The organism is Parabacteroides caeci, assembly GCF_023656795.1.
GTDB lineage: Bacteria > Bacteroidota > Bacteroidia > Bacteroidales > Tannerellaceae > Parabacteroides > Parabacteroides segnis.
Genome location: NZ_JAMOKT010000040.1, coordinates 24,706 through 49,300 on the forward strand (window position 1 = coordinate 24,706; position 24,595 = coordinate 49,300).

12 protein-coding genes are annotated in these 24,595 nt (G+C 44.3%); 11 read left to right on the forward strand and 1 reads right to left on the reverse strand.

Annotated elements, in window-relative coordinates:
- Positions 1–16 precede the first annotated feature (16 nt).
- The 3 genes from NBH15_RS18560 (at position 17) to NBH15_RS18570 (ending at position 6,889) form a co-directional block, all read left to right on the forward strand.
- Positions 17–2,005 (forward strand): DUF5054 domain-containing protein, encoded by a 1,989-nt coding sequence (locus NBH15_RS18560; protein WP_250823274.1) that lies wholly within the window; start codon positions 17–19, stop codon positions 2,003–2,005.
- 76 nt (positions 2,006–2,081) lie between these two features.
- Entirely contained in the window at positions 2,082–4,241 is a 2,160-nt protein-coding gene (locus NBH15_RS18565; protein WP_250823275.1) for a glycoside hydrolase family 3 C-terminal domain-containing protein, read from the forward strand.
- Between the two features lie 68 nt (positions 4,242–4,309).
- Complete coding sequence (locus tag NBH15_RS18570) at positions 4,310–6,889, forward strand: glycoside hydrolase family 38 N-terminal domain-containing protein (RefSeq protein ID WP_244050803.1); 2,580 nt, start codon at positions 4,310–4,312, stop codon at positions 6,887–6,889.
- 46 nt (positions 6,890–6,935) lie between these two features.
- Here NBH15_RS18570 and NBH15_RS18575 read toward each other — a convergent pair whose 3' ends face one another.
- On the reverse strand, positions 6,936–7,826 hold the full coding sequence (locus tag NBH15_RS18575; protein ID WP_128133603.1) for an AraC family transcriptional regulator: 891 nt from the start codon (positions 7,824–7,826) through the stop codon (positions 6,936–6,938).
- 268 nt (positions 7,827–8,094) lie between these two features.
- On the opposite strand from NBH15_RS18575, the gene NBH15_RS18580 reads away from it, so the two are divergent.
- From NBH15_RS18580 to NBH15_RS18615, 8 genes are all read left to right on the forward strand, one after another.
- Entirely contained in the window at positions 8,095–8,658 is a 564-nt protein-coding gene (locus NBH15_RS18580; RefSeq protein WP_128133604.1) for an RNA polymerase sigma-70 factor, read from the forward strand.
- Between the two features lie 99 nt (positions 8,659–8,757).
- Positions 8,758–9,720, forward strand: a complete 963-nt coding sequence (locus NBH15_RS18585) for a FecR family protein (RefSeq protein WP_128133605.1) — start codon at positions 8,758–8,760, stop codon at positions 9,718–9,720.
- Between the two features lie 218 nt (positions 9,721–9,938).
- Positions 9,939–13,442, forward strand: coding sequence for a TonB-dependent receptor (locus NBH15_RS18590; RefSeq protein ID WP_244050804.1), 3,504 nt, complete (start codon positions 9,939–9,941; stop codon positions 13,440–13,442).
- An 11-nt stretch (positions 13,443–13,453) separates the two neighbouring features.
- On the forward strand, positions 13,454–15,469 hold the full coding sequence (locus tag NBH15_RS18595; RefSeq protein WP_244050805.1) for a RagB/SusD family nutrient uptake outer membrane protein: 2,016 nt from the start codon (positions 13,454–13,456) through the stop codon (positions 15,467–15,469).
- A gap of 267 nt (positions 15,470–15,736) precedes the next feature.
- A complete protein-coding gene (locus tag NBH15_RS18600) occupies positions 15,737–17,791 on the forward strand; it encodes an alpha-galactosidase (protein ID WP_250823276.1) in 2,055 nt (684 codons plus the stop codon).
- A 530-nt stretch (positions 17,792–18,321) separates the two neighbouring features.
- Positions 18,322–20,604 (forward strand): hypothetical protein, encoded by a 2,283-nt coding sequence (locus NBH15_RS18605; RefSeq protein ID WP_250823277.1) that lies wholly within the window; start codon positions 18,322–18,324, stop codon positions 20,602–20,604.
- An 87-nt stretch (positions 20,605–20,691) separates the two neighbouring features.
- On the forward strand, positions 20,692–22,470 hold the full coding sequence (locus NBH15_RS18610) for a glycoside hydrolase family 20 protein (protein ID WP_250823278.1): 1,779 nt from the start codon (positions 20,692–20,694) through the stop codon (positions 22,468–22,470).
- Between the two features lie 8 nt (positions 22,471–22,478).
- On the forward strand, positions 22,479–24,584 hold the full coding sequence (locus NBH15_RS18615) for a hypothetical protein (RefSeq protein ID WP_250823279.1): 2,106 nt from the start codon (positions 22,479–22,481) through the stop codon (positions 24,582–24,584).
- Positions 24,585–24,595: the final 11 nt, after the last annotated feature.

Sequence of the window (24,595 nt, forward strand, 5' to 3'; positions counted from 1 at the left end):
AAATAAATCTATGTATATGAAGCGAATTGTATTATTTCTCCTGATTGCGTTGGGAGGATTTTTTCAACTCAAAGGACAGGAAGTAAATACCTCTGTCGAGAGAGTGTATGTTGTTTTCAAAACACATTTGGATGTCGGTTTTACCGATTTGAGTTCCGTGGTAACCCAGCGTTATATAACGGAATTTATACCGAAAGCATTGGACGTGTCGGAAAAGCTACGTGCAGAGAATGCTAGTGAAAAATATGTTTGGACAACAGGGGCGTGGCTGATCTGGAAATATCTCCATACGGTATCACCCCAGGATGTGAAACGCCTGGAAGCTGCTATCCGGCGAGGAGATATCGTTTGGAATTCGGTTCCCTATACGGTCGAATCGGAATCGATGAACCTGGATTTGTTTGAAACCTGCCTGCTATTGTCACATAAGCTGGATGAAAAATACGGAAAGAAAACGATTGCTGCTAAAATGACGGATGTGCCTGGACATACACGCAGTATTGTGGCCCCGATGAGCCGTGCCGGTATCCGTTTCCTGCATATAGGCGTGAATCCGGCTTGCCCGATTCCTTCCGTACCAGAATTTTGCCGTTGGAGGGATACGGATGGCAGTGAACTGATTTTGGTTTATCAGCAGGATTATGGCTCTGAGAATGTACTACCGGATGGAAAATCGGTAATCTCGATCAATTTTACCGGAGACAATCACGGTCCTCACTCCTATGAAAAGGTGAAGGCTATTTATGCCGATTTACATAAACGCTATCCGAAGGCTCGTCTGATAGCCTGCTCTTTCAATGAAATAGCGGAGGAACTAGTCGCCATGCAGGATCAGTTGCCGGTTGTTACTTCCGAGATAGGGGATACCTGGATTTACGGCTATGGAAGTGCCCCGGTGCGGATGGCGAAATTCAGGGCGTTGTCGGAACTCTATTCCCGGTGGTTGCGTGAAAAGAAAATAGATAAAAACAGTGATGCAGCACTCGATTTTGCATTGGAGCTGGGATTGATAGCCGAACATACGCAGGGGGTCGATGTGAAAACCCACCTTCAGAATTGGGACAAGTATGATATGGATCTTTTCCTTCCGGCACGCTCTACCGCGCCTTTCCAAAAGGCGGAGGCATCGTGGAAAGAATTGGATGACTATATTTATAACGCGATCCAGTATCTGCCTCAAAATTTGCAAGATGAGGCATTGGCTGAAATGAAAAAGATTGACTGGGTGGAAGCTCCTTCGTTCACGAAGAAAGCGAAAGCGACCTCTTCTACTCCTTGGCAGGCATCGGTTTTGAAAAACGGTGCGTTGAAGATCGAAGGATTGTCTTACCAGATGTGTGATGCCAATGATTATAAAAACTATCTGGACAACTACTTGCGTGCTCATTACGGATGGGCTTTGGCAGATATAGGCAAGCCGGGACTGGATAAATCGAAAGCCGTAAGCGTTTCTCTTCCCGCGCAGACTATCAAACAGGAGATCCGTAAAGATAAAAAAGGGATACGGACAGTCAGCGAACTTGTTTTCCCAGAGCATTCGGGTGTCGACCGGCGGGTATATCCGGAGAAGATGTATGTGGACGTATTGGAGTATAAGAACGGGAAAAAGGCAGAAGTCGCATTGACTATCCAAGGGAAACCCGCTGTCCGTTTGCCGGAAGCCTATTGGTTGTCTTTCAATACGGATGATATCCTTTCCATCGTGGCGGAAAAAGTCGGTGGGCGTGTCGATTTATTCGATGTGGTGGAAAAGGGGAATCGCCAGCAGCACGGAATCGACCGTTATGTGGATCTGGTGACTTCATCCGGAACCGTCCGTATATGGAGTGAAGCCGCTTTTCTTGTCAATGTAGGCGAAGCAAAGGGGATAAACTACTCATTGAAATATCCTGCCAAAGAGGGAGGCATTCATTTTAATCTGAGTAATAATCTTTGGAATACAAATTTCTGCATGTGGAACGAGGGTTCGTTGACTTATCGTTTCACAATCGAACAAATCGATTGATAATTGTCTTGTACTAGCTCCACCTGTTCCTTTTCGTTGAGGAACGTGTGGAGTTAAATTGAAAATATATAAACTTATGAAACTTGTAAAGAGGATAGAAATACTTTTTTTGTGTGTGATAAGTAGTTTAACCGGTTTTTCTCAAACGAAACCTGTTTATCAGGATGCAACCCGGCCGATGGAAGAACGTATCGAGGATGCTTTATCCCGTATGACGGTAGAGGAGAAGGTGAGACTGTTGCATGCCAATGGCGGATATCGTTCTTGGGGTGTTCCCCGTTTGGGAATACCGGATAATAACCCCACGGACGGACCGGTCGGATTGCGTCCGGAAATGGAGTGGAGCAACTGGAACAATGCCCATGCAAACAACGATTCCTGTACGGCTTTCCCTTCTACGATTTGCTTGGCTGCGACTTGGAATCCGGAAATGGGGGTATTGTTTGGCAAGGCATATAGCGAGGAAGCGTTATACCGGAACAAGAATATCATCTTGGGGCCGGGCGTGAATATTTTCCGTACGCCGATGAATGGCCGGAATTTCGAGTATATGGGAGAAGATCCTTATCTGGCTTCCAAGATGGGCGTTTCCTATATCCAGGGCGTTCAGTCGAACCATGTGGCTGCCTGTGTGAAGCATTTTGCGGTGAATAATCAGGAAACCAATTGCAATAGCATCAATACGCTTGTCGATGAAAGAGCGTTGCATGAAATCTATCTGCCTGCATTTAAGGCGGCGGTTCAGGAAGGAAAAGTCTGGACGGTGATGGGGGCTTACAACCAGTATAATGGGCAGCATTGTTGCCATAACAAATATCTGTTGGAGGACATTCTTCGTAAGGAATGGGGGTTTGATGGCGTGCTGTTGTCTGATTTTGGTGGGACGCATAATACGGAGGAAGCCATTTTCAATGGGTTGGATCTGGAGTATGGGACACGTTTGGGTTCTGCCGAAGCGTTTAACAAGTATTATTTGGCCGATCCTTATCTGAAACTGATCCGTGAGGGGAAAGTGGGAGAGAAGGAGCTGAATGAGAAAGTCAGACGTATCCTGCGCATGATGTACCGGACCAATATGTCGGCCGACCGTCCTTGGGGATCGTTGGCTTCGGCAGAGCATATCGAGGCGGCCCGTCGGATAGCCGAAGAGGGAATTGTCTTGTTGCAGAATAAAAAGAATATGCTTCCGTTAAATCCGGCGAACTTGAAGAAGATACTGGTTGTTGGCGAGAATGCCGTTCGGACAACTGCCAATGGCGGTGGTTCGTCTGAAGTGCAGGCTAAATATGAAGTAGTACCCTTGGAAGGTATTCGTAATTGGGTGGGCCGGCAAACGGAAATTGTGTATCAAGCTGGTTATTCTTCCCGGAAAGGGGTGTCGGCAGACAGCTTGAAGAGGGAAGCCGTTCAGGCGGCCAAAGAGGCTGATGCGGTCGTGTTTGTGGGTGGTCTGGCGAAAGAGGAAGGATTGGATAGCGAAGGGGCTGACCGGAAATCGTATGAACTACCTTATGGTCAAAATGACTTGATATCGGCATTGGCCGACGCTAATCCGAGGTTGGTGGCCGTAATGATTAGCGGGAATGCCTATGCAATGCCTTGGCTCAAGGAGGTACCGGCTATTCTTCAGGCTTGGTACGGTGGTACGGAGAGTGGTAATGCCATCGCTTCGGTTCTTTTTGGAAAGACGAATCCTTCCGGTAAATTACCTTTTACTTTCCCGGCTCGTTTGGAAGATAATGCCGCTCATGCCATGGGGGCTTATCCCGGGGATGGAAAGACGGTCGAGTATAAAGAGGGTATTTGGGTCGGTTATCGGTGGACTGAAAAAGAAAAGATCCAACCGCTTTTCGCGTTTGGCCATGGGTTGAGCTATACAACGTTCAAGTATGGGAAAATATCTCTAAGCAAGGAGGTTATGAATGAGTCTGACCAGCTGGTCGTGACAATTCCTGTGACCAATACCGGTTCTTGTGAGGGAGCGGAAACCGTTCAATTGTATATCAACGATCAAAAGGCATCCTTGCCTCGTCCGGTAAAAGAATTGAAAGGGTTTCGGAAAGTCAGGTTAACACCCGGTGAAACTTGTAATGTCTCTTTTGTCGTGGATAAGGAATCGTTGAGCTATTATGATCCGGTAAAACATGGCTGGGTGGCTGAACCGGGGAAATTCCAGGCATTGGTCGGTTCGGCTTCGGATGATATAAAAGCTAAAGTTATCTTTGAATTGAAATAGATATGAATGTAAAAAGCACATACGTAATGTTGTGTTGTATGCTTCCTTTTTGGGTGAAAAGTCAGCCTATGGAAGAATATAATACAAAGGTAAGAGAGGTCATTGTGATTTGTAAGACCCATTTTGATATTGGTTACACGCATCGGGTGAATGATGTGGTCAATTATTATCAGACAGAGATGATTGACAGGGCCTTTAAGGTGATGGATGCTTCCGGTGATTTGCCGAAAGAACAGCAATTTGCCTGGACACTTCCCGGGTGGGTTTTGTCAAAGACGATGGAGGATTGGAAGGGGCAAACCCCGGAACGCAGGCAAAAACTGGATAATAAACTAAAGTCCGGGCAGATTGTGCCTCATGCATTACCATTTACCATGATCTCTGATTTTTGTGGTCTAGAGGAAATGGCACGTGGATTGAATTTTTCATCGGCTTTATGTCGTAAATATAATTTGCCGTTATCCCATTCCGGCAAGATGACGGATGAACCTTCACACACGGGAGCCTTGGCGACAGTATTGGCTCATGCGGGTGTAAAGTTTTTACATATCGGTTGTAACTGGCCCAGCGGATTTGTGAAAACGCCGGGATTGTTCTGGTGGGAGGGACCAGACGGTTCAAGGGTCTTGACCTTGTATTCGGCCAGTTACGGAACAAACTGTGCAGTGTGTCCTAAAGGATGGCAAGGACCGAATGATCCGATGATGGGAGTAAACCTGATGCCGGCAAAAGATTGGCCTTATGCGGTTTGGCCGGCTATCTTGGTGACAGGTGATAACTCGGGACCTCCTACGGCAGAACGGATTAAAGAACTGTTTCAGGAGATAAAAGAGAAAATGCCGGATGTGAATGTGCATATGGGAACGATGGATGACTTTTATGAAGCCCTAATGAAAGATAATCCGCAATTGCCTGTCGTTAAATCCGCCATGCCGGATACATGGATACACGGTATAATGAGTGATCCGGGAGGGGTCCGTTTGTCGCGGGAAGTGCATCCGCTTATCAGTTCGGCTGAAGTATTGAATACTCAATTGGGTGTTTGGGGTGTTCCGGTTGCTTCTGTGTCGAAAGATATTGCAACGGCTTATGAGAAAATGGCGTTGTATGGGGAGCATACGTGGGGCGGCTCAAAATCCGTGAAGGCTTATGGCGAGGCTTTCGAAAAGTTACCTGCAGATGAATATAAGGATCTCGAAGCATCCTGGGAGGATAAGACCGGGTATATTCGTGATGCGTCGGATATCGTTCAGGGAATAACCCAGTCGAACCTGTATTCTTTAGCAACGAATGTTACATGTAAAAAGAATTCTTTTGTCGTGTATAATCCGTTACCGTGGAAACGTTCGGGAGTGGTAGAAATAGATGGTAGGAAAATATATGTGAAGAACATCCCTTCCAGCGGTTATCAGGTTATTCCTGTAAAATCAATGGATAAGGGAGGGCATGGGCAATCGGGAAATTCGATAGAGAATGATTATTATAAAATAACTTTTGATCCTGCAAAAGGTTGTATAGTTTCTTTGTTTGATAAAAAGACGGGTCGGGAATGGGTTGACAAAAAGGCTGATCTTGGTTTCGGACAATATCTGAATGAACGATTTACATTTGAGCAGGCATTGGATTATACGCTGGCTTATCAGCAGGGACGTGCGGGGGATTGGCCTCATCCGGGAATACACAAGCCCGGAATGATATCGGAAAAAGAGGTCCCTTATCGTGCTGCGTCTCCGAAAGATGGTAATCTGAAAATATCGGGGGATAGTTATGTCCAAATGGCAGAATTATTGATGCCGTCAGATAAATCCCGTCATCTTCCGGCTTCTATACTTCGTATATCTTTATATAAAGATCAGCCTTACATGGATATGGAAGTTGTTATACAGGGAAAAGAAAAAGATAACTGGCCGGAGGCGGATTGGCTTTGTTTGCCTTTCCGGATCGATCGTCCGGAATTCAATGTGTACCGGCAGTTAGGTGTGATGAATCCGGCAACCGATATTCTTCCGGGAGCAAATCACCATTTATATACAGCAGAACATGGTGTAACCATTACCGGTACGGATGGAGCCGGTATTGCCGTATGTCCGCTAGATCATCCGTTGATCAGTTTGGGTGTTCCCGGATGCTGGAAATGTTCAGACGATTACGTACCGGAACAGCCGGTTGTTTATCTTAATTTATATAATAATCAGTGGAATACTAATTTTCGCTATTGGTATCCCGGCACGTGGAGTTCACGTGTTCGTATCTGGACGGTTGAAAAAGGCACTACTCCGGAAGAAAGATCCCGATTGTTTATGACTTCGGCATTGGAAGCACGTAATCCGTTACAAGCTATACCTGTAAAGGAAAAGAGAGGAAATCTGCCTGCTGTTCAATCGGGACTGGAAGTATCTCGCCCGGGAGTGACTGTCACTGCTTTTGGTGCGGATCCGGACGGGAATACTGGAACGTTGTTACGCGTTTGGGAACAGGCCGGAGTTTCGGGGAAACTGATGATAACATTGCCAAAAGGAATGAATACTTCAGTAGCAGTACCGGTAAATTTACGTGGGGAAAAGAAAGGAGAACCTATTCCCGTTAAATCCGGAAAGTTTGAATTGGAATTGGGTGCTTATGCGCCAGCCAGTTTTATATTGGAATAATGTTTCTGCGGCAGAGGCGGTTTTGTAACAGTCCATGCCAATAGTTTTACAGCCTGAAATTCTGCCTCCTGAACTCCAACGGCGAAAGCCCCATTACATTGGAGAATGTGCGGGAGAAATATTGGGACTCTTTAAAACCGAGCTTGTGAGCGATCTGATTCACCTTCATGTCTGTCTGGATCAGTAACTTGCAGGCTTTGTTTATTTTCATACGTGTGAAATAATCCATAGGGGAGTGGCCTGTCTCCTTAACGAATTTGCGGTAGAAGTATGATTCCGAATATCCGCAGAAATTAGCGAAATCGGCCAGCTTGAGGTTGTTTTCGATATTATCGTTCATGAAATGTACGACACGGTTCATCACATTTTCAGAATACTCTTTTGGGCGGAAGTTATTCCGGTAGACATCGATGAACAGGAAAGAACCCAGGAAATGGGCAAAACACAGATTGGCGTAATGCATATGATCCATAGAGGTACTTTCGTTCAGCGTAAAGAAAATCTCCTCAAACAGGTCGAGCCGTTCTTCAATGCGTGACTGGGCAGAAGGAGAGACCGTCGTCGGCTTATCGAAACGGCTGGAGAAAAGAGGGGCTTTGCTTCCCCGGAAATGAATCCAGTAGATCGTCCAGGGACTGGTCTCATCGGCTCCGTAAGCATGCGGGATATTCCGGGGCAGGATAATGAACTGGTTAGCCTCCAGATTTTGCCGTTTCCCGTACAGCTCTATCCAGCCGCATCCTTCCTTACAATAGATGAAAAGAAACTCATCGCACCCGGTTGGCCGGTTGATATAATGATGGGAAGCCCTTGAGAAGTATCCCATCGAATAAAGATACAAGTCACCTGTCAGTGGACTATCTTCCATCAGATTGATCATCGGGATAGGAAGATAGATGAAACGTTCACCGGAAAATCCTAGTTCTACTTTTGCCATTTTTCATGTATTTCGCTATTCACAGCCTAAAATAAGCAATAATAATCCACAAATAAGACAAGATTTTGCTATTTTTTATAGGTTGGTAGGACTTTACATTTGCGATTTACTTAAAGTGTGACCTACAATAAGGGGGGATCGTATTAGGCAACACTGAAGTAAATCCGATCAGAGAGGGGATATAGATAGGAGTGATACAATGTTTTTATGCTAGGAACGTGTAGCAAGAAATATTTTGTTTATCTTTATCATTTATTAGTGTATTATTATGAAGGAGAGCACCGAGATACAGACGTTTAACCATTTGTTTACTAACTACAAAGGGCGATTCACACACTTTGCGAGGACGTATGTGGATGATGAAATGACGGCGGAAGATATTGCTGTCGAGAGTTTAATGTATTACTGGGAAAACAGGAAGACATTGGATGATCATTCGAATATTCTGGCTTATATCCTGACGGTAGTTAAACACAAATGTCTGGATCATTTGCGCAGGATGCGTACCCGGGAGGATTTTGTAGAATACCTGCAGGAATATGAAACCCGCAGGCTGAATTTACGTATTGCTACCCTGGAAGCCTGCAATCCGGAAAGGATATTTTCCGACGAACTCCAGAGTCTTGTCGATAAGGCGCTGGCTTCACTTCCCGAACAGACACGCGATGTTTTTATCAGAAGCCGCTATAATAATCAAAGTCATAAAGAAATTGCCGAAGCGTTGGGTATCTCTACAAAAACAGTCGAGTTTCATATCACCAAGGCTTTGAAAGTACTGCGTGTCGCCTTGAAAGATTATCTGCCCGTATTTTTGTATTTACTGATGAAATAAAAGACTAATCAGGTTTATTTGAAGTATTTTGCAAAATAAATCACTTTTCCACTAGGGATATCTTCCAGCTAAACGCTTAATAAATAGAAAGGCGAAAAAATGGAGAAAAAAACATTATATAGATATTTTGAAGGTATAGCTTCCCGTGAAGAAGAGGAGGCTGTCTACCGCTGGTTGGATGCCACTCCTGCCAATGAGAAGGAATTACTCAGGGAACGTGAGTTCTTTGATGCAATGATTCTGGCAGGAAGTGCTGAAGACGTTAAAGGAAAGGAGGAAGGGGAACAGAAACGAAAACGTTCCGGATTCCGGATACATTCTTTCGTGCGTGAAATGTTGAAGGTGGCTGCTGTGGTAGCCATAACGGTCGCTTGCGGGCTGTATTTCTATGTATCTGAAAAGAAAGGACTGCTGGCTGCTATGAATACGATAACTGTTCCGGCGGGACAACGGGTGAATTTGACATTATCGGATGGAACGACAGTTTGGTTGAATGCCCGTTCGGAGATGGTTTATCCGGCCATTTTCTCCGGAGCGAAACGTGAAGTGAAGTTGGATGGAGAAGGTTACTTTGAAGTGAAGCATGACAAGACATCTCCTTTCGTGGTCCATACCCGGAAATGTGATATAGAAGTATTAGGTACAAAGTTCAACGTGGAGGCCTATTCGGATACGGAGGAATTTTCAACATCCTTGATGGAAGGTTCCGTGAAAGTTACGGATAATTCAGCCGTTTCGGTTCCTGTCCTTTTGAAACCGAACCAGGAAGTTCATCTGAAAGACGGCCGGTTGTTGGTTTCATCTATCGATGATTACGACCACTTCCGTTGGCGTGACGGATTGGTTTGTTTTACCGATATCGCTTTTCATGAGTTGATGAAACGTTTCGAAAAATGTTACGGTATATCCATTATGGTTGAAAATAAGAATCTGGAAGAATATTCGTGCAGCGGTAAATTCCGTATTTCCGACGGTTTGGATAATGCATTGCGTATTTTACAACGAAATGCTAAATATACTTTTGAAAGGAATGAGGACAACACGATTGTCTATATAAAATAAGTCTAACTAAAAAATGAAACAGCCTATGAAACAAACATGAAAAGCAAAGTTAATCTTAAATGAAATGCCGATAAGTGTCCCCACACTCACCGGCATCCAATTAACACAATTAAAAATAACTGTATTAATCAATTAGCAACAACAAAGATATGAATAAAAAATTCTTATCGTGGGTTTTCTATGACAAAACCCAACGGTGTAAACACTTTTTTAGAATCATGAAGCTAACCACAGTGTGTTCATTTGCATTGGCGTTCAGTCTGTATGCAGGAAATTCCAATTCCCAGAATATCAAGGTTACTGTAAAACAAAATAATGCAGAACTGCGGGATGTCTTGAATACCATCGAAAAACAGACTGATTATTTATTTGTATATGACAAATATGTAGATGTAAACCGTAAAGTATCGGTCAATTCCAAAAAACGTCCCTTGGAAGAGGTTTTAGGAGAGTTGTTTGGTGAAACTGGTATTAAGTATACGGTGGACGGGGCTTATATTGTTTTGTCATCAAAAGAGAAATTAGCCAACGTCATGAATCCGGTAATCCAGCAAGAAAAAAAGATCACAGGTGTTGTGAAGGACATCAATGGAGACCCGGTTATTGGGGCGAATGTTGTGGATAAAGGCAACAATACTAATGGGGTTATAACTGATATTGATGGACAATTTTCCATCAATGTTGCACCGGGTGCAACATTGATGATATCCTATATAGGATATGTTCCGGTAGAAGTATCGATAAAAAATAAAAACTCCGTAGAGGTTACATTGATGGAGAATAGTGAATTATTGAATGAGGTTGTGGTAGTCGGGTATGGTACACAAAAGAAGGTGAACCTGACTGCTGCGGTAGCTACGGTTGATACAAAGGCTTTGGAAAACCGTCCTTCAATTTCATTGAACAAGTCTCTTCAAGGGGTTGTTCCGGGTTTGAATATCACATCGGGCAATGGTAAGTTGAACTCCAATCCGTCTATGAACATTCGCGGCATGGGATCCATCAACTCGGGTGCCGAACCGCTTATTTTAGTGGATGGCGCTGCTATAGATGCTGCGGATTTGGCTAATATGAACCAGCAAGATGTAGAGTCTATCTCTGTATTGAAAGATGCTTCGGCTGCTTCCATTTATGGAGCCCGTGCAGCATTTGGTGTTGTTTTGATTACAACAAAAAGAGGTAAGGAAGGTGCATTAAACATTAATTATAATAACAATTTCGAGTTTGATATGCCTATCAGGTGGTATGATCAATTGAATAGTTATGATTTTGTGAATTACCGAAATGAAGTATCGCTGCGTAATGGTGGAAATATTGAGTATGGTGCGGAACAAGTAGAGCGTATTCGCCAATTTGTGAATGGTGAGTTACCTTTATCTCCGTCCGGTCATCCGGATACGACTGTACCGCAGGATCTGTTGATAAAATGGACGAACAATCCTTCCATAACATGGCAAAATGCTTACACAGCGGCAGGTGTTGGTAATACCAACTGGTATAGGGAGATTTATAAAAGCCATTCCTTCTCGCAAACGCATAACATCAGTGTCAGTGGCGGTTCTGATAAATTTAAGTTATATGCTTCCGGAGCGTACAAGAAAAATGATGGACTTATTGCATTTGGTGAAGATAAGATGAACAAATATAATACCAGTGTCCGTATGGATGCCCAGATTACCGATTGGATGTCTTTCTCATTCGGTACACGTTGGCAACGTCAGGATTATGACCGCCCGACAGAATTAGAGATAAATTCGGCTGGAGGTATTTTTGGTTCTATGGCTACTTATGAAGTTGCTCCCAATTTCCCGATTTATGACCGTAATGGTTATCTGATTGCATGGCCATCTTCTCCATTAGGATTGGCAGAAGGAGGAACAACCCGGTCGGTTGTCGATAACCTTTATCAACATGGGGAAATGATTATTACGCCATTGAAAGGTTGGAGGGTTGTCGGTAATTTTACGTATGCAACGGATATGTATAATAGTAATGAAGAAGGTAAGGTGGTTTATAACCATGATTTCGATGGAAAGCCGTGGGCTTATACACGTTACCGTTCGAATTCTTATATCCAAGAGGTTAATTCGAAGACTAACTTCATGACCACCAACTTGTATACGGACTATGAGAATACGATCCAAAAGCATCATTTTAAAATATTAGCCGGTGTACAGACTGAAAATAAAAGATTGAGAAGCTATAATGCCTATCGTAATGGCATTTTGGTTGATGGTTATAGGGTTTTGGACACAACGACTGGTGTAGGGTTGAATGGATCTGTTATTCCTCCATCTGTCAGTGGTAATCTGAATGCATGGTCTACTGCCGGTTTCTTTGGTCGTGTGAACTACGATTTTGATAGCCGTTATTTGTTTGAAGTGAGTATGCGTTATGATGGATCTTCCCGTTTCCGTAAAGGTAGCAGATGGTGTTTCTCTCCTTCATTTTCTGCCGGTTGGAATGTATCAAATGAAAAATTCTGGGAACCACTGGCTGATTATGTGAATACTTTCAAACTGAGGGCTTCTTATGGACAGTTGGGTAATCAGAATGTGACAGATGATAATGGAAATCCCATTTATTATCCTACTTATGTGAATTTACCGATAGGTATAAATAATGGTATGATTGTTAACGGATTGAGAGTAAATACGGTCGGAATGCCGGGACTAGTATCTTCCTCTTTGACATGGGAAACAGTTAAATCGGTAAATGGTGCGTTTGATTTTGGCATATTGGACAATCGTTTAACTGGTTCGTTTGATTATTTCGTTCGAAATACGGAAGATATGCGAGGACCGGCTCAAGAATTGCCTAATATATTAGGAACAGCAAATCCAAAAGAAAATAATACATCTTTGCGTACAAAAGGATTTGAATTGAGTATTAACTGGAGAGATCGTTTGGAATGCGGGCTTTCTTACGGCGTAGGTTTGGTTTTATCCAATTCGAAGACGAAGATAACAAGCTATCCTAACTTGACCGGAAGTTTAGGAACTTATATCACCGGTGAATACGTTGGGGATCTTTACGGTTATGAAACAAAAGGTATCGCCCAGTCAGACCAAGAGATGCAAGAGCATTTGTCGAAAGTGGACCAGTCACGTATCGGTAGCGGATGGCAGGCAGGAGATATTATGTATGCGGATTTGGATGGTGATGGCGTGATCACAACTGGTAAAAATACCTTGAAGGATCATGGAGACTTAAAGAAAATCGGTAATGATAGAGCCAAATTTCCGTTTGGTATCCGTTTGAATGCAGATTATAAAGGATTCGATCTGAGCTGTTTCTTCCAAGGTGTAATGCATCGTGATTTTTGGCCAGCAGATGCGCATACTTTCTTCGGTTACTGGTGGGGGGGGGGTGCCGGTTGGCAAGGTTGTATGGATTATTGGCGTCCTGAAGGTAGCTTCTTCGGAGCCAATTCGGATGCCTATCTTCCTTATCCAACAGGTGACGGTCGAAACTATCAGAAGCAAACACGGTATTTACAGAATGCTGCCTATATCCGTTTGAAAAATCTTCAGGTGGGCTATACGTTACCGGTTAAGTTGACGAAGAAAATAGATATACAAAGGCTTCGTTTTTATTTGTCATGCGAGAATTTGTTTACAATAGATGGATTGAAAACAGATATGTTTGATCCGGAAACATTGAAAACAAGTGACTACCCGATTAATAAGGCGGTTTCATTCGGTTTAAGTGTAACACTTTAATTTATAAAACAATGAAAAAATCTATTATAGCAATTTTGATGGGAGGAGTTATCGGTTTTACATCCTGTGATTCTTTTTTGGATGAGGCTCCTCAGTCTTCAATCACCCCGGAAGGTTATTTTAACGATGCAGATCAGTTGGGGTATTATACGATGAATTATTATAATTTTGATGGCGTCAATTATTATGATAATGATGGGGGGACCGATAGTCAATACGGTAGTTATTCCAATAAATTTGCTAGTAACCAGGCACAGGTGTTCGTCGGCGTGGATCAGGGTGGCGAATGGGATTTTGGAACTATCCGAGCTTGTAACTATTTTTTTGAACAGGTTGATCTGCGTTTGGAGCAAAATGCAGTTACGGGTGAAAAGAGCATGATCAATCATTGTATCGGTGAGATGTATATGATACGTGCCAATGCTTATTTCGGTAAATTGCAGACATTTGGTGATTTCCCTATTGTGACAACAGTGCTTCCCAATGATTTGCAGATATTGACAGATTCATCTCGTCGTGCTCCGCGTAATGAAGTGGCTCGTTTCATTTTGAGTGATTTGCAGAAAGCAGCAGAATTGATGTTAGACAAATCGCCTGATGGAAATAATCTGAGATTATCTTCTTATTGTGCTAAACTTTTGGCTTCTCGGGTCGCTCTTTATGAGGCTACGTGGTTACAAAATTTTAAAGGAACACCATTTGTTCCTGGTGGTCAAGGTTGGCCGGGAGAGGTAATGTATAAAGGATATCAGTATCCGGCAGGAAGTTTGGAAAAAGAGGTAGAATATTTTTTGGATGTAGCCATGAAAAATGCCAAAGAGGTTGCTGACCATTTCCCGTTAACAACCAATAAGATGGCATCGATGATCGGTATGGATGCTGCTGCAGACGAGGAGGCTCATCAGGCTTTTGCAAAAGCTTGTTACGAAAACGATTATGTCAATATGTATTCGGCAATTGATAAATCAGCGTATCCCGAAGTTTTGATGTGGAAGGTTTATTCCAGAGCTTTAGGAGTGACTAATGAGGCTTTTCGCAGAATAGAAGGATCGGCAAATGTATGTTATACTCGTAGTGGTGTGGATTGTTATTTAATGAAAAACGGTCTTCCTATTTATGCCTCTAACTCAGGGTATAAAGGTGATAAAACTCTTTCTGATACTCGTTTTGACCGAGATGGACGTATTTGGTTGTTCTTAAAAGAGGAAGGGCAACTTAATGATTTGGATCAAGCAACGACAGGTCCTTCGGGAGAGTATGCGATTATAGTTGAACCCAAACCGCAACTTTTTAATGCGAATAATAATTTACGTAATCCGACAGGTTATGCTTCGAGAAAAGGAGCTTCTTTTGATGCGGCAGAAAAATTAGAAAAAGGACAGGCGGCTAAGATTATGTTCCGTGCAACGGAAGCTTATTTGAACTATATCGAAGCTTGTTATTTGAGATCGGGAACTCTTGACGGAAGTGCAACAATGTATTGGAAATCTATTCGTGAAAGAGCTGGTGTGAATCCGGATTTGGATCTTACAGATCAAAATACAAATATTGCAAAAGAAGCGGAAACCGATTGGGCGGCATATACTGCAGGCGAATTATTATCTGATACTCGTTTGTTTAATATTCGCCGCGAAAGAAGATGCGAGTTTATGGGAGAAGGTTTCCGTTGGATGGATTTGAAGCGTTGGAGAGCGTTGGATCAACTGAAGAGTAAACCGTATTTTATGGAAGGTTTCAATTTCTGGGATTCCAATTATGCCATGTATGATCCTTCTGAAATTATTGCGGACAAAAGTGGTAGTGCTACTATGTCTCCTAAATCAGAAAGTAAATATTATCGATTTATGAATAGGACAGATGTAAGTAATATATTTAAAGATGGTATGCGTTGGATGATGGCTTATTATCTGGATCCTATTCCACAGAAAGTATTTACTGTTGCATCTTCCGATGGAGAAGGTACTGATTGCCCAATCTATCAGAATCCTTATTGGGAGAAGACGGGAAATACTCCTGCACAAAATTAGGAGATAACAACAATTTGTATTTACTTATGTAGAGGTTGTGTCAAAATCCTGTTTTGTCATGGTGGACTTGATCCGTCATCTTATTCTAAATGTTGATTATCAGTCTAGGATGCGATCCCAGATCAAGTCCGGGATGACAGAATAGTGTATTTTGACACAGCTCCTTTTTAATTTCTAAATAGGTTTGCACTATTAAGTTATGATAAAGGTGGAAAGTGGATAAGTGGACTAGTTTTATTGGATGAAACAAAGTAAAATAGTAATGAAATGAAGAAGTTGATATGTCTTTTGTTATGTTTATCCGGAGGAATAACAGCCCAAACCCTTCCTGGAGGATATAATAAGAAATTAAAAAGCGCATCTGTTGCAGTGACGGATGATACCTTGACTGTTTCGACCGGGAAGATCGAACGTAAATGGTGTTGGAATGAAACCGGATTGAAAACAATCTCTATCAAAGACCTGTTGTTGAACCGAGAATGGGAAAAGGAGAGACCTGAGATTACTTGCGACTGGAATCTGCCGGGAGCTATCAATCCCAATTCGCAGGCAACCTTTGTGTCTTTGGAAGCGCGTAAGAGTGATGATGAAGGTTTTATCAATCCCCATTTGGAATTGATTACCTACCTGCGTTATGATTCGGCACGATTGGAGGTACAGCATGTTGTATGGGTTTTCCCGGATGCGCCGGGGATTCGTACACAATTGCGTGTGAAGGCGATGGATGGTTTTAATCCGGAAGGTCTGCCGGAAAAGGAAACGACGCGGAATTATTACGGGCATACCCTGTCGGTTCCCAGCGGTCAGACGGAATATGTACCGTTGGATTTCTCGGTCAAGAACGAACGCCTCTATTGGGGCTATTACAATAACCCGGGGTCACGCCACGACCAAAGCCGGGATATGCTGAAAGAGGAACGGGTAGTGGGTTATCCGGTCTTTCAGGACGAAGATATAAATTGGGCGAGTGGTGTCGGTGTCGATTACGACGGGAACGGTGTTTGTGTAGTGAAAGAATCCCATAAATGTGTCAATCAGCAAGGACATAATACCGGAAGTTTCTATGCCGGTCCGAAAGGGCTTTCGGTAACGGGATGGGGCTTGCAGCCGAAAGAGATCGTGACGGATCGTTTCCGTGAGTGTTGGGCGACGTGGACGATTGTCTATGAAGGTGGAAACGATGGTATGCAGCTTGCCTTGAAACGTTTCGACCGTGCTCGTTATCCGGTCTTTCCGGAGCGTGACATCATGATCATCAATGATACTTGGGGACCGGCCGATCCGGGTGGCGCGCAGTTCGCGAAAGAGGATTATCTACTGAAAGAAATACCTCTCTTGGCAGATTTGGGCGTAGACGTGTTGCGCATCGACGATGGTTGGCAGATCAATCCGTGGGGCGGTGAAAAGGAGGTCTTTCTTCCCAGCTATCCGGATCAATGGAAAAACATCAAGGCGGCTTGTGAAAAGAATAAGGTGGATCTGGGATTGTGGATCGCCATCCGACGTGCGAAGCAAAAAGACCTGTTATGGAATCTGGAAGATGCGAATGTGGTGACTTGGAAAGTCGATTTCGACCATCTGAATAACCGGGAGGCCTTCGAGAACCGTTTTAAGAACATTCGTGAGATCATGAAGCGTCGTTGGATGAAAACACAGTTCTCTTTCTGTCCGGAATATGACGATCCCCGTTATGGCTGGTATTATGCGAAGGAATATGGCAGTATCTATTTCCAGAACATACAGGAGGCACTCCCCGAACATTTGATCATGGTGCCCTATCATGTGTTGCGTCAACATTGGCTGATGAGTAAATATTTTAACAGTAACAAGTTGCAGGTATTACTCCAAAATCCGAAGCGGGTCGATACACGGTATAGCGATGCCGACAAGCACGGGCATGGGTATTGTTTTGCCATGGGATTGCCGTTTATCCCGGTCTTTTTCCAGAGTGCACAATACTTGGACGAAGCTGGCCGTCAGGAGTTGAAGTCGCTGATAGCTCTTTATAAGGAACACCGCAAGGAGATGTTCGATTGTTATAGTTTCCCGATCGGGGAGACCCCGACGAATGAGGCTTGGGCCGGTTTCCAGTTCATCAATGACAAACAGGATGGTGGATACTTCCTGCTGTTCCGTGAGTTGCACAACCAGCAGCCAGCCCATGAAATCCGTTTGAAGTTTTTGGCAGGAAAGAAATTGGGCATAACAGATATTCGGACAGGAAAGACATTTACCAAACAGGTATCACCGGATGGCATGTTGGAGTTTGAAATCGGGAATCCGGCAGACTATTCATACTTGAAGTATACGGTATTAGAATAGAAGGGCGGGAAAAAGTTTTTTAATATCTACAATATCTACAACTATGCTTTTAGGGATATGAAAAACAATCCAGTTGCAGATGGTTGTAGATAGGAAAGTATCTACAATTATTTAGCTGTATCTACCACTGTATGTGGATATTTTATTTTTCTATTTTACTTTTGGGTGCGTTCTTGAAAAGCTATGGATAAAGGAATAAGGTAGTGAAAATAGTTTTCTGCCTAGGAAACTAAAGTTTTGTCAGCAGGAAACTTTAGTTTTCCAAGCGCAAAACAAAAGTTTCCTTAGGGGAAAACTACTTGGGCGTATGGTAGTAGGAGGACGGACTTGGTAGATGGAAGATGATTTGTTTTTACAAAAAATGGCTGAAAAGTGGCAAATAGTGGTAGATAAGGCGGAAATATGGTAGATGCTTTTTTATCTACAACTGTTTACAACTATATTATAAACTGTTTATTATGGTGATGATTGTAGATGTTGTAGATAAATGAATTAAATAATAGTTTGGATAAAATAGTAATGGAAGAGTTATGAGATCGTGTATTAATTTGATTTTGTTGGCAGGAATGAATGTCATGTTGGCCAACGCCCAATCTTTAAAACCGGTGTCCGGGGATATTATCCCGTTCATTAGTAGTTATGAGGGAACACAGGTGAAGAATAAAACCTCGTTATCTCTTCAAACGCAAGAGAATATACAGACAGGTAGCCATGCGGGTTGGAAAATGACTGTGCATAAGAAGTCTGTCCCCAACGAACCCGATGCAACCGACTATGAACTCACTTGGAAATTAGAAAAAGGCCATGCGGATGATATTGTCGTGGGGGTTGACTTTGCTTTCCGGGACTGGTCGGCCGACAATTATGTGTTTGTTCCCGCTATCGTCTATGATGGAAACCGTTTCGATGTCAAGAACATCGGCTATCCTCCTTACTGGTATGACAAGAGCGAGTGGCGGAAAGATATGCCGACAACGACCACGGTTCAGCCAACCTTGGGCAAGAAGGGAAGCGGTGCCGCCCAAATAGAGCTGACAACCGGGAATGCCTCCACCCCCTTGATGGCCTTTTATGCACCGGACAAGAAAAAGGCTTGGATGGTACAAACAACCCAAGGAAATAACAATGGCAACCACGGTTTGACGATTGCTGAAAATGACACGAAGACGGAAAGTGTCTTTACGATCACTTCGCCTGCCGTGCGTGAGAAACGGGCTGTTGGAGCCGGATTTGCTGCATCGGGGGATGAAGCGGCAGATTACAAGCAGGGGGATGCCGTCTCTATCCGTTTCCGGGTATATACCTTTCCGGCAAAGAGCTTGAACGACCTGTACCAGCGTTTCTTGAAAGAGCGCAAAGGGTATAATCCGGTAGACCGTCGGGAAGAGCTTCCGTTCAGTGAGGCTTGGAAGCTGGTGAATAACCTCTACCAAACGGAACGTTGGGATGAAGAGATCGATATGTATTGGCTGAGTAAGGTCGGTGCAAATACCAGTTGGAATTTTATCTGGCAATTGGGATGGGTCGGCGGTGGTCAGAATACTTTACCGATCATGATGAAGGGCGGCGAACAGGGCAAAGAGCGTGCCAAGAAGAATATTGAGGTCATTGTTTCCAAAAGCCAGGCACGTTCGGGATTGTTTAATGCCTACGGGAATGGAAAAGAGTTTGTCAGCTTTGGGTTCGGTTCTCCTTTGAAAAATAACGAATCGTTGGTTCGTTCACAAGGCGACTGGTTGTATATGGCGCTTCGCCAGTTCGACTATTTGGAGTCGGAAGGGGAGGTTGTTCCGGCACACTGGAAGTCGGCTATGCAGAAACAGGCAGATGCGTTTACCCGGATGTGGGACCGTGAAGGGCAGTTCGGCCATTTTGTAGATGTAGAGACCGGAGATATTTGTATCGGTAATTCAACGGCAGGCGCGATTGTTTGTGGCGGCCTGGCTTTGGCATCGCAGAGGTATTCGAATCCGAAATACTTGGAAGTTGCCAAACTGGCAGGACGTAAATACTATACAGATTATGTCCGGAAAGGATATACCACCGGAGGACCGGGCGAGATATTGTCTACACCGGATAGTGAGTCCGCCTTCGGACTGTTTGAAGCCTATATGGCACTCTATGAAGTGACCGGCGACAATGAATGGCTCACCTATTGTTCGGAGCTATTGCCTATTTGCGCCAGCTGGACGGTCTCTTATGATTTTGTATTTCCGGTTCAATCGCCAATGGGCAAGATCGATGCCCGTTCTTGCGGTGCTGTTTGGGCAAGTGTGGCGAACAAACACGGAGCTCCAGGAATTTGTACTTGGTCGGGTGATTGTTTGCTGAAATATTACCGGGCGACAGGTAATAGGTATGCATTGGAATTATTGACAGATATAGCCCATGGTGTTTCTCAGTATATCAGCCGTGAAGACCGGTCAATAGGCAATATGCCACCGGGAGGATCTTGTGAGCGTGTCAACTTGAGTGATTGGGAAGGTAAGGAGAATATCGGTGGCAATATTTTCGCCTCTTGCTCTTGGGTAGAAGCGGCGATAGCCTTGACAATGGCACAGTTACCCGGTATCTATGTGCAACCGGATAAAGATGTATTGGCGGTATTCGACAATATCCAGGCAGAAAGAGTTAAATCGGAAAAAGGACGCTATGTACTCAAACTGACGAACCCTACCCGTTTCCCGGCAGAAGTGACGATTTTCAGTGAAACGGGTAAGGAGGCAAAAAAGACGTTGTCAGGCTTTTTCGGAAAAGAAAAGCGAACAGTCTCTTTGTCTCCGGGGGAAGTGCAGGAGGTGGTGCTTTTGTAATAATAGTATACCGATTTAGCAATAATATGCTATTTTTTGATAAAGACAATGATGTTAATTTTGCATCAGACATTAATTGGGGATATCATGAAAAATTATTTAATAGTCGGAGGAGTGGCGGTAATGTCGCTACTCCTTTCGTGTCAAAAGGGGCCGCTGATATTGGCCGATCAGGGACAGAGTGAGTATGTGATTGTTGTTTCGCCAAAGGCAACCGAGAGTGAGCAACATGCCGCCCATGAGTTTAGCCGGCTGTTGGCATTGAGCAGCGGTGTCACCCTCCCGGTGGTTTTGGATACGGAAGCCGGAAGAAGACATGAAATCCTTATTGGTGCTTCGCAACGAACGGACATAGATACGGCTACGCTTGGAGAGGACGGTTTTACGATTCGGACGGAGGGATCGCGATTGGCGATTGTCGGTGGCAAGGACAAAGGTACACTTTATGGGGTTTATTCGTTCTTCGATCAATATCTCGGCTATCGTTGCCTGTCGTCGAAGGTGTTGGATTATCCGAAACTGAAACAAGTGGAGGTCGGAAAAATAGATGATACGCAAGTACCTGTTAATCAATTTCGGGATACGCATTACCGTGATGCGTTTGATCCATTCTATTCGGATTGGCATAAAATAGATCACTGTACGTTGGACGGGGTGACAGATGGCGAATGGGGATATATGGTCCATACGTTTGAACTGCTGGTGCCACCTTCGCTGTATTTTAAAACTCATCCGGAATATTACGCATTGATTGACGGGAAACGGAATACTTCGCAGTTGTGTCTTTCCAATCCGGATGTGTTTGATGTCCTGGTAAGGAATCTGGAAGAAGCGATGGGCCAGTTCCCGAATGCCTCTTACTGGTCGGTCAGTCAAAATGACAATTACGGGTATTGCCAGTGCGAGAAGTGTGCAGCGATGGATGAACAGGAAGGGAGCCATAGCGGTTCGATCCTGGCTTTTGTCAATCGGGTAGCCGAACGTTTTCCTGACAAGATGATCTCGACATTGGCTTATCAGTATAGCCGCAAGCCGCCTCGCACGATTGTGCCGCGTGAAAATGTACAGATCATGCTTTGTGATATTGAGTCGGAACGCCAGAAGCCGATCGCAACGAATCCGGATGACAATTTCGGGGAAGACCTTCGTGCGTGGGGCAAATTGACCCGGAATATCATGATTTGGGATTATGTGGTGCAATTCCGGAATTTGGTCAGTCCGTTTCCAAACTTACGCGTCTTGCAGCCCAATATCCAGTTTTTTGTAGAGAACGGTACCAATGCGCATTTCCAGCAGGGAAATCGTGAAATAGGTGGTGAATTTTACGAATTGCGCCAGTATTTGATCTCCCGCTTGCTTTGGAATCCGGATTGTGACGTGGAGGCGGAGATGGATGATTTCCTGAAGCATTACTACCGGGAGGCAGCTCCTTATATACGCCAGTATATAGATATCATACATGATGAATCGGAGGCTTCCGGCGAAAAGCTGGGGATTTTTATGAACCCGGAAGATTATAGCGAGAAAGGTTTTCTGCGTGATGAGTTGATGGAGCGTTATGAAGCTCTTTTTCAACAGGCAATGGAGGCTGTTAGCGGACAACCCGACATCTTGTTGCGGGTGAAAGTTGCCCATATGCCATTGACTTATGCCTTGTTCAATATAGCCAAGAAGCGGGGAACGTCCGAAGGCCGTTGTTTTGAGCAGGTAAATGGCAAGTGGCAGGTGCGTCCGGAGATGATCACTCGCCTGGATGAGTTCGTAGAGCTTTGCCGGAAGACTGGCGTGACCCGCCTTTCCGAATGGCATACGACTCCGGATGAATATGATGTGCAGATGCATGAGTTTTTTCAGACCATTCATTAAAAACAGATATGAAAACAAATAGCAAAACGTTACAGGTATTATTATGGATTGTCTGTAGTCTTTTTATGACCGGCTGCAGGAATATGAAGGTAAAATATGAAGGTTTCTCATCCTCACCCTCTGCTTCTATGCGATTGGTAGAAAGTGATTTGAGAAAGTACATGGCAGAGGTTCCCGGTGCCGCGAATCGGGATTACCTGTTCTGTCTGGATCAGACCATCACGGATGGCTCCTTCGGTTTTCAATTGAAAGACAATCAGGTCAGGATGTTCGGTGGTGACGAGATCGGTGTGACACATGCTTTTTATACCTTGCTGGAAGAGTTGGGCTATACGTTCGATGTGACAGGGGTATCTGTACCGGCTGTGAAGAAAGACCTATCGTTGTTGACTGATAAAAGCATTACTCCTAAAGTACGTTGGCGAGGTATCCGCCAGCATGTGAATTTCCCGATGGATATATCTTCTTACTCCATTGACGATGCGAAAGAATATATCAATTCCTTGTTGCGTATGCGTTTCAATAAAATCGCATTCCACAGCTATCCCGGACAATGGTATGAAACACAGGTGGGTGATAGTCTGGCATTAGCCGGAAACTTCTTTTATGGCGATACTCATTTTATGTATGACAGCGAATTTTTGAAGAAGCATATCTCCACGAACGACAGTGTCTTTTGTATTCCGGAAGCGGAGCCGATATTTACTGATCCCGGCAAGCGTAGCCGGTTTGCCGTTGCTTGGATGCAGGAATTGGTTAATTATGCGGCTGATCTGGGATTTTATGTTCAAATGTCTTTCGAACCACGTTTGGCAAGTGTAGAGCAGGCTGTGCAGACTGCCGAAGATATCCGGAAAACCTATCCCCGTATAAACGCACTTGAAATGATTACGGAAGAAACCGGTGGTTGGGGACCACGATGTACGGCAGAGGAGGTAAAGAACACCTTGAAAACTTATTTTCCCAGTGAAATCGCGAATGACTCGATCGTTTGTGCCCCGATACAGCCCCAGCAAACCGACTTGAATGCGTTATACACACAGGTGGGCATTATTACCCAGGCAATTGGACAGTTGCAGGCGAAAGAGGCTTTCGGACCGGAATTGAAATTGGGTATTTATTCCACGATCACACGATACACAAACGGTGCTTACCGCCTGGCTCGTCTGACATTGCCGGAAACGCAAATCTGCCTGATGGCTTCGCACGGAAGTGGTGGCACGGCAACAGCTGTTGCCGACCTTATCCGGACAGCGGACGATATGCGTCACACCGAAATTTATTCGTGGATCGAGTTTGACGGACTCATGTATCTCTATCAGAACTCGATTGATGGGAATGCACGCCTGATGGAGCATATCGGGAAGCTGTTGCCTGAGGAACAACAAGGTTCTATCTTATACAATCATTGGCGGACAGCAGAAAACCGGACTTCAGCCCGTTATGCCATGACTTCTACTTTGGAAGGGGGAACGATTCCGGATGTCTTTTACGAACAGTATGCCGGAAGGTTGGCTATCAAGGATGTGGAGAAATATAAGAAGATACTGGCATTACTCCAGCAAGCCAATGATCATTCCCGGACTTATTTGGGTAATATTGGCTTCTGTTGGATGGGAGCTTGGCGGTCGGGAGGTTCTTTCCCTTGGATGAATAAGGAGCATGTACAAACAGCCCGCACGTATTATTTTGAAGCGGGACAGTTATTGGCTGAACTGATCGCACAGATAGATAAAACGAGCCCGGCTTATGATTACCTCGCTTTTATGGGGAACCGTGTCCTTTGTTCGGTGATTTATATGGATGCGTTCTTGGAGGCAGCCGAGATCCGGACCATTCGTAAAGAGGCTGATGGCAGTGTCTCTGAATCGGAGAAACTGCGTGCACAGGAGATATGCAACCGGGCTTTGTTGTTATTCGACCAATATATGGAAACACATGCACAGATGATGCCCGACCGGGGGTGCGAAGGGACTTTGGTCAGTATCTGGAATGCACCGATCCGTGGCTTAAAAGTGTATCGTTCTCAATTGGGAGGAGTGGCTCCGGAGGAACTGCCTCATAGCGATACGCCTGTCGATGCTCCGCCGTTGCCTATTTTTTATAATGACTGATTTATAGCATG

Excerpts from the sequence above, each read along its gene's own strand:
- NBH15_RS18560 (WP_250823274.1), top strand. The coding sequence starts at position 17 with ATGAAGCGAATTGTATTATTTCTCCTGATTGCGTTGGGAGGATTTTTT.
- NBH15_RS18565 (WP_250823275.1), top strand. The coding sequence starts at position 2,082 with ATGAAACTTGTAAAGAGGATAGAAATACTTTTTTTGTGTGTGATAAGT.
- NBH15_RS18570 (WP_244050803.1), top strand. The coding sequence starts at position 4,310 with ATGGAAGAATATAATACAAAGGTAAGAGAGGTCATTGTGATTTGTAAG.
- NBH15_RS18575 (WP_128133603.1), bottom strand. The coding sequence starts at position 7,826 with ATGGCAAAAGTAGAACTAGGATTTTCCGGTGAACGTTTCATCTATCTT.
- NBH15_RS18580 (WP_128133604.1), top strand. The coding sequence starts at position 8,095 with ATGAAGGAGAGCACCGAGATACAGACGTTTAACCATTTGTTTACTAAC.
- NBH15_RS18585 (WP_128133605.1), top strand. The coding sequence starts at position 8,758 with ATGGAGAAAAAAACATTATATAGATATTTTGAAGGTATAGCTTCCCGT.
- NBH15_RS18590 (WP_244050804.1), top strand. The coding sequence starts at position 9,939 with ATGAAGCTAACCACAGTGTGTTCATTTGCATTGGCGTTCAGTCTGTAT.
- NBH15_RS18595 (WP_244050805.1), top strand. The coding sequence starts at position 13,454 with ATGAAAAAATCTATTATAGCAATTTTGATGGGAGGAGTTATCGGTTTT.
- NBH15_RS18600 (WP_250823276.1), top strand. The coding sequence starts at position 15,737 with ATGAAGAAGTTGATATGTCTTTTGTTATGTTTATCCGGAGGAATAACA.
- NBH15_RS18605 (WP_250823277.1), top strand. The coding sequence starts at position 18,322 with ATGAGATCGTGTATTAATTTGATTTTGTTGGCAGGAATGAATGTCATG.
- NBH15_RS18610 (WP_250823278.1), top strand. The coding sequence starts at position 20,692 with ATGAAAAATTATTTAATAGTCGGAGGAGTGGCGGTAATGTCGCTACTC.
- NBH15_RS18615 (WP_250823279.1), top strand. The coding sequence starts at position 22,479 with ATGAAAACAAATAGCAAAACGTTACAGGTATTATTATGGATTGTCTGT.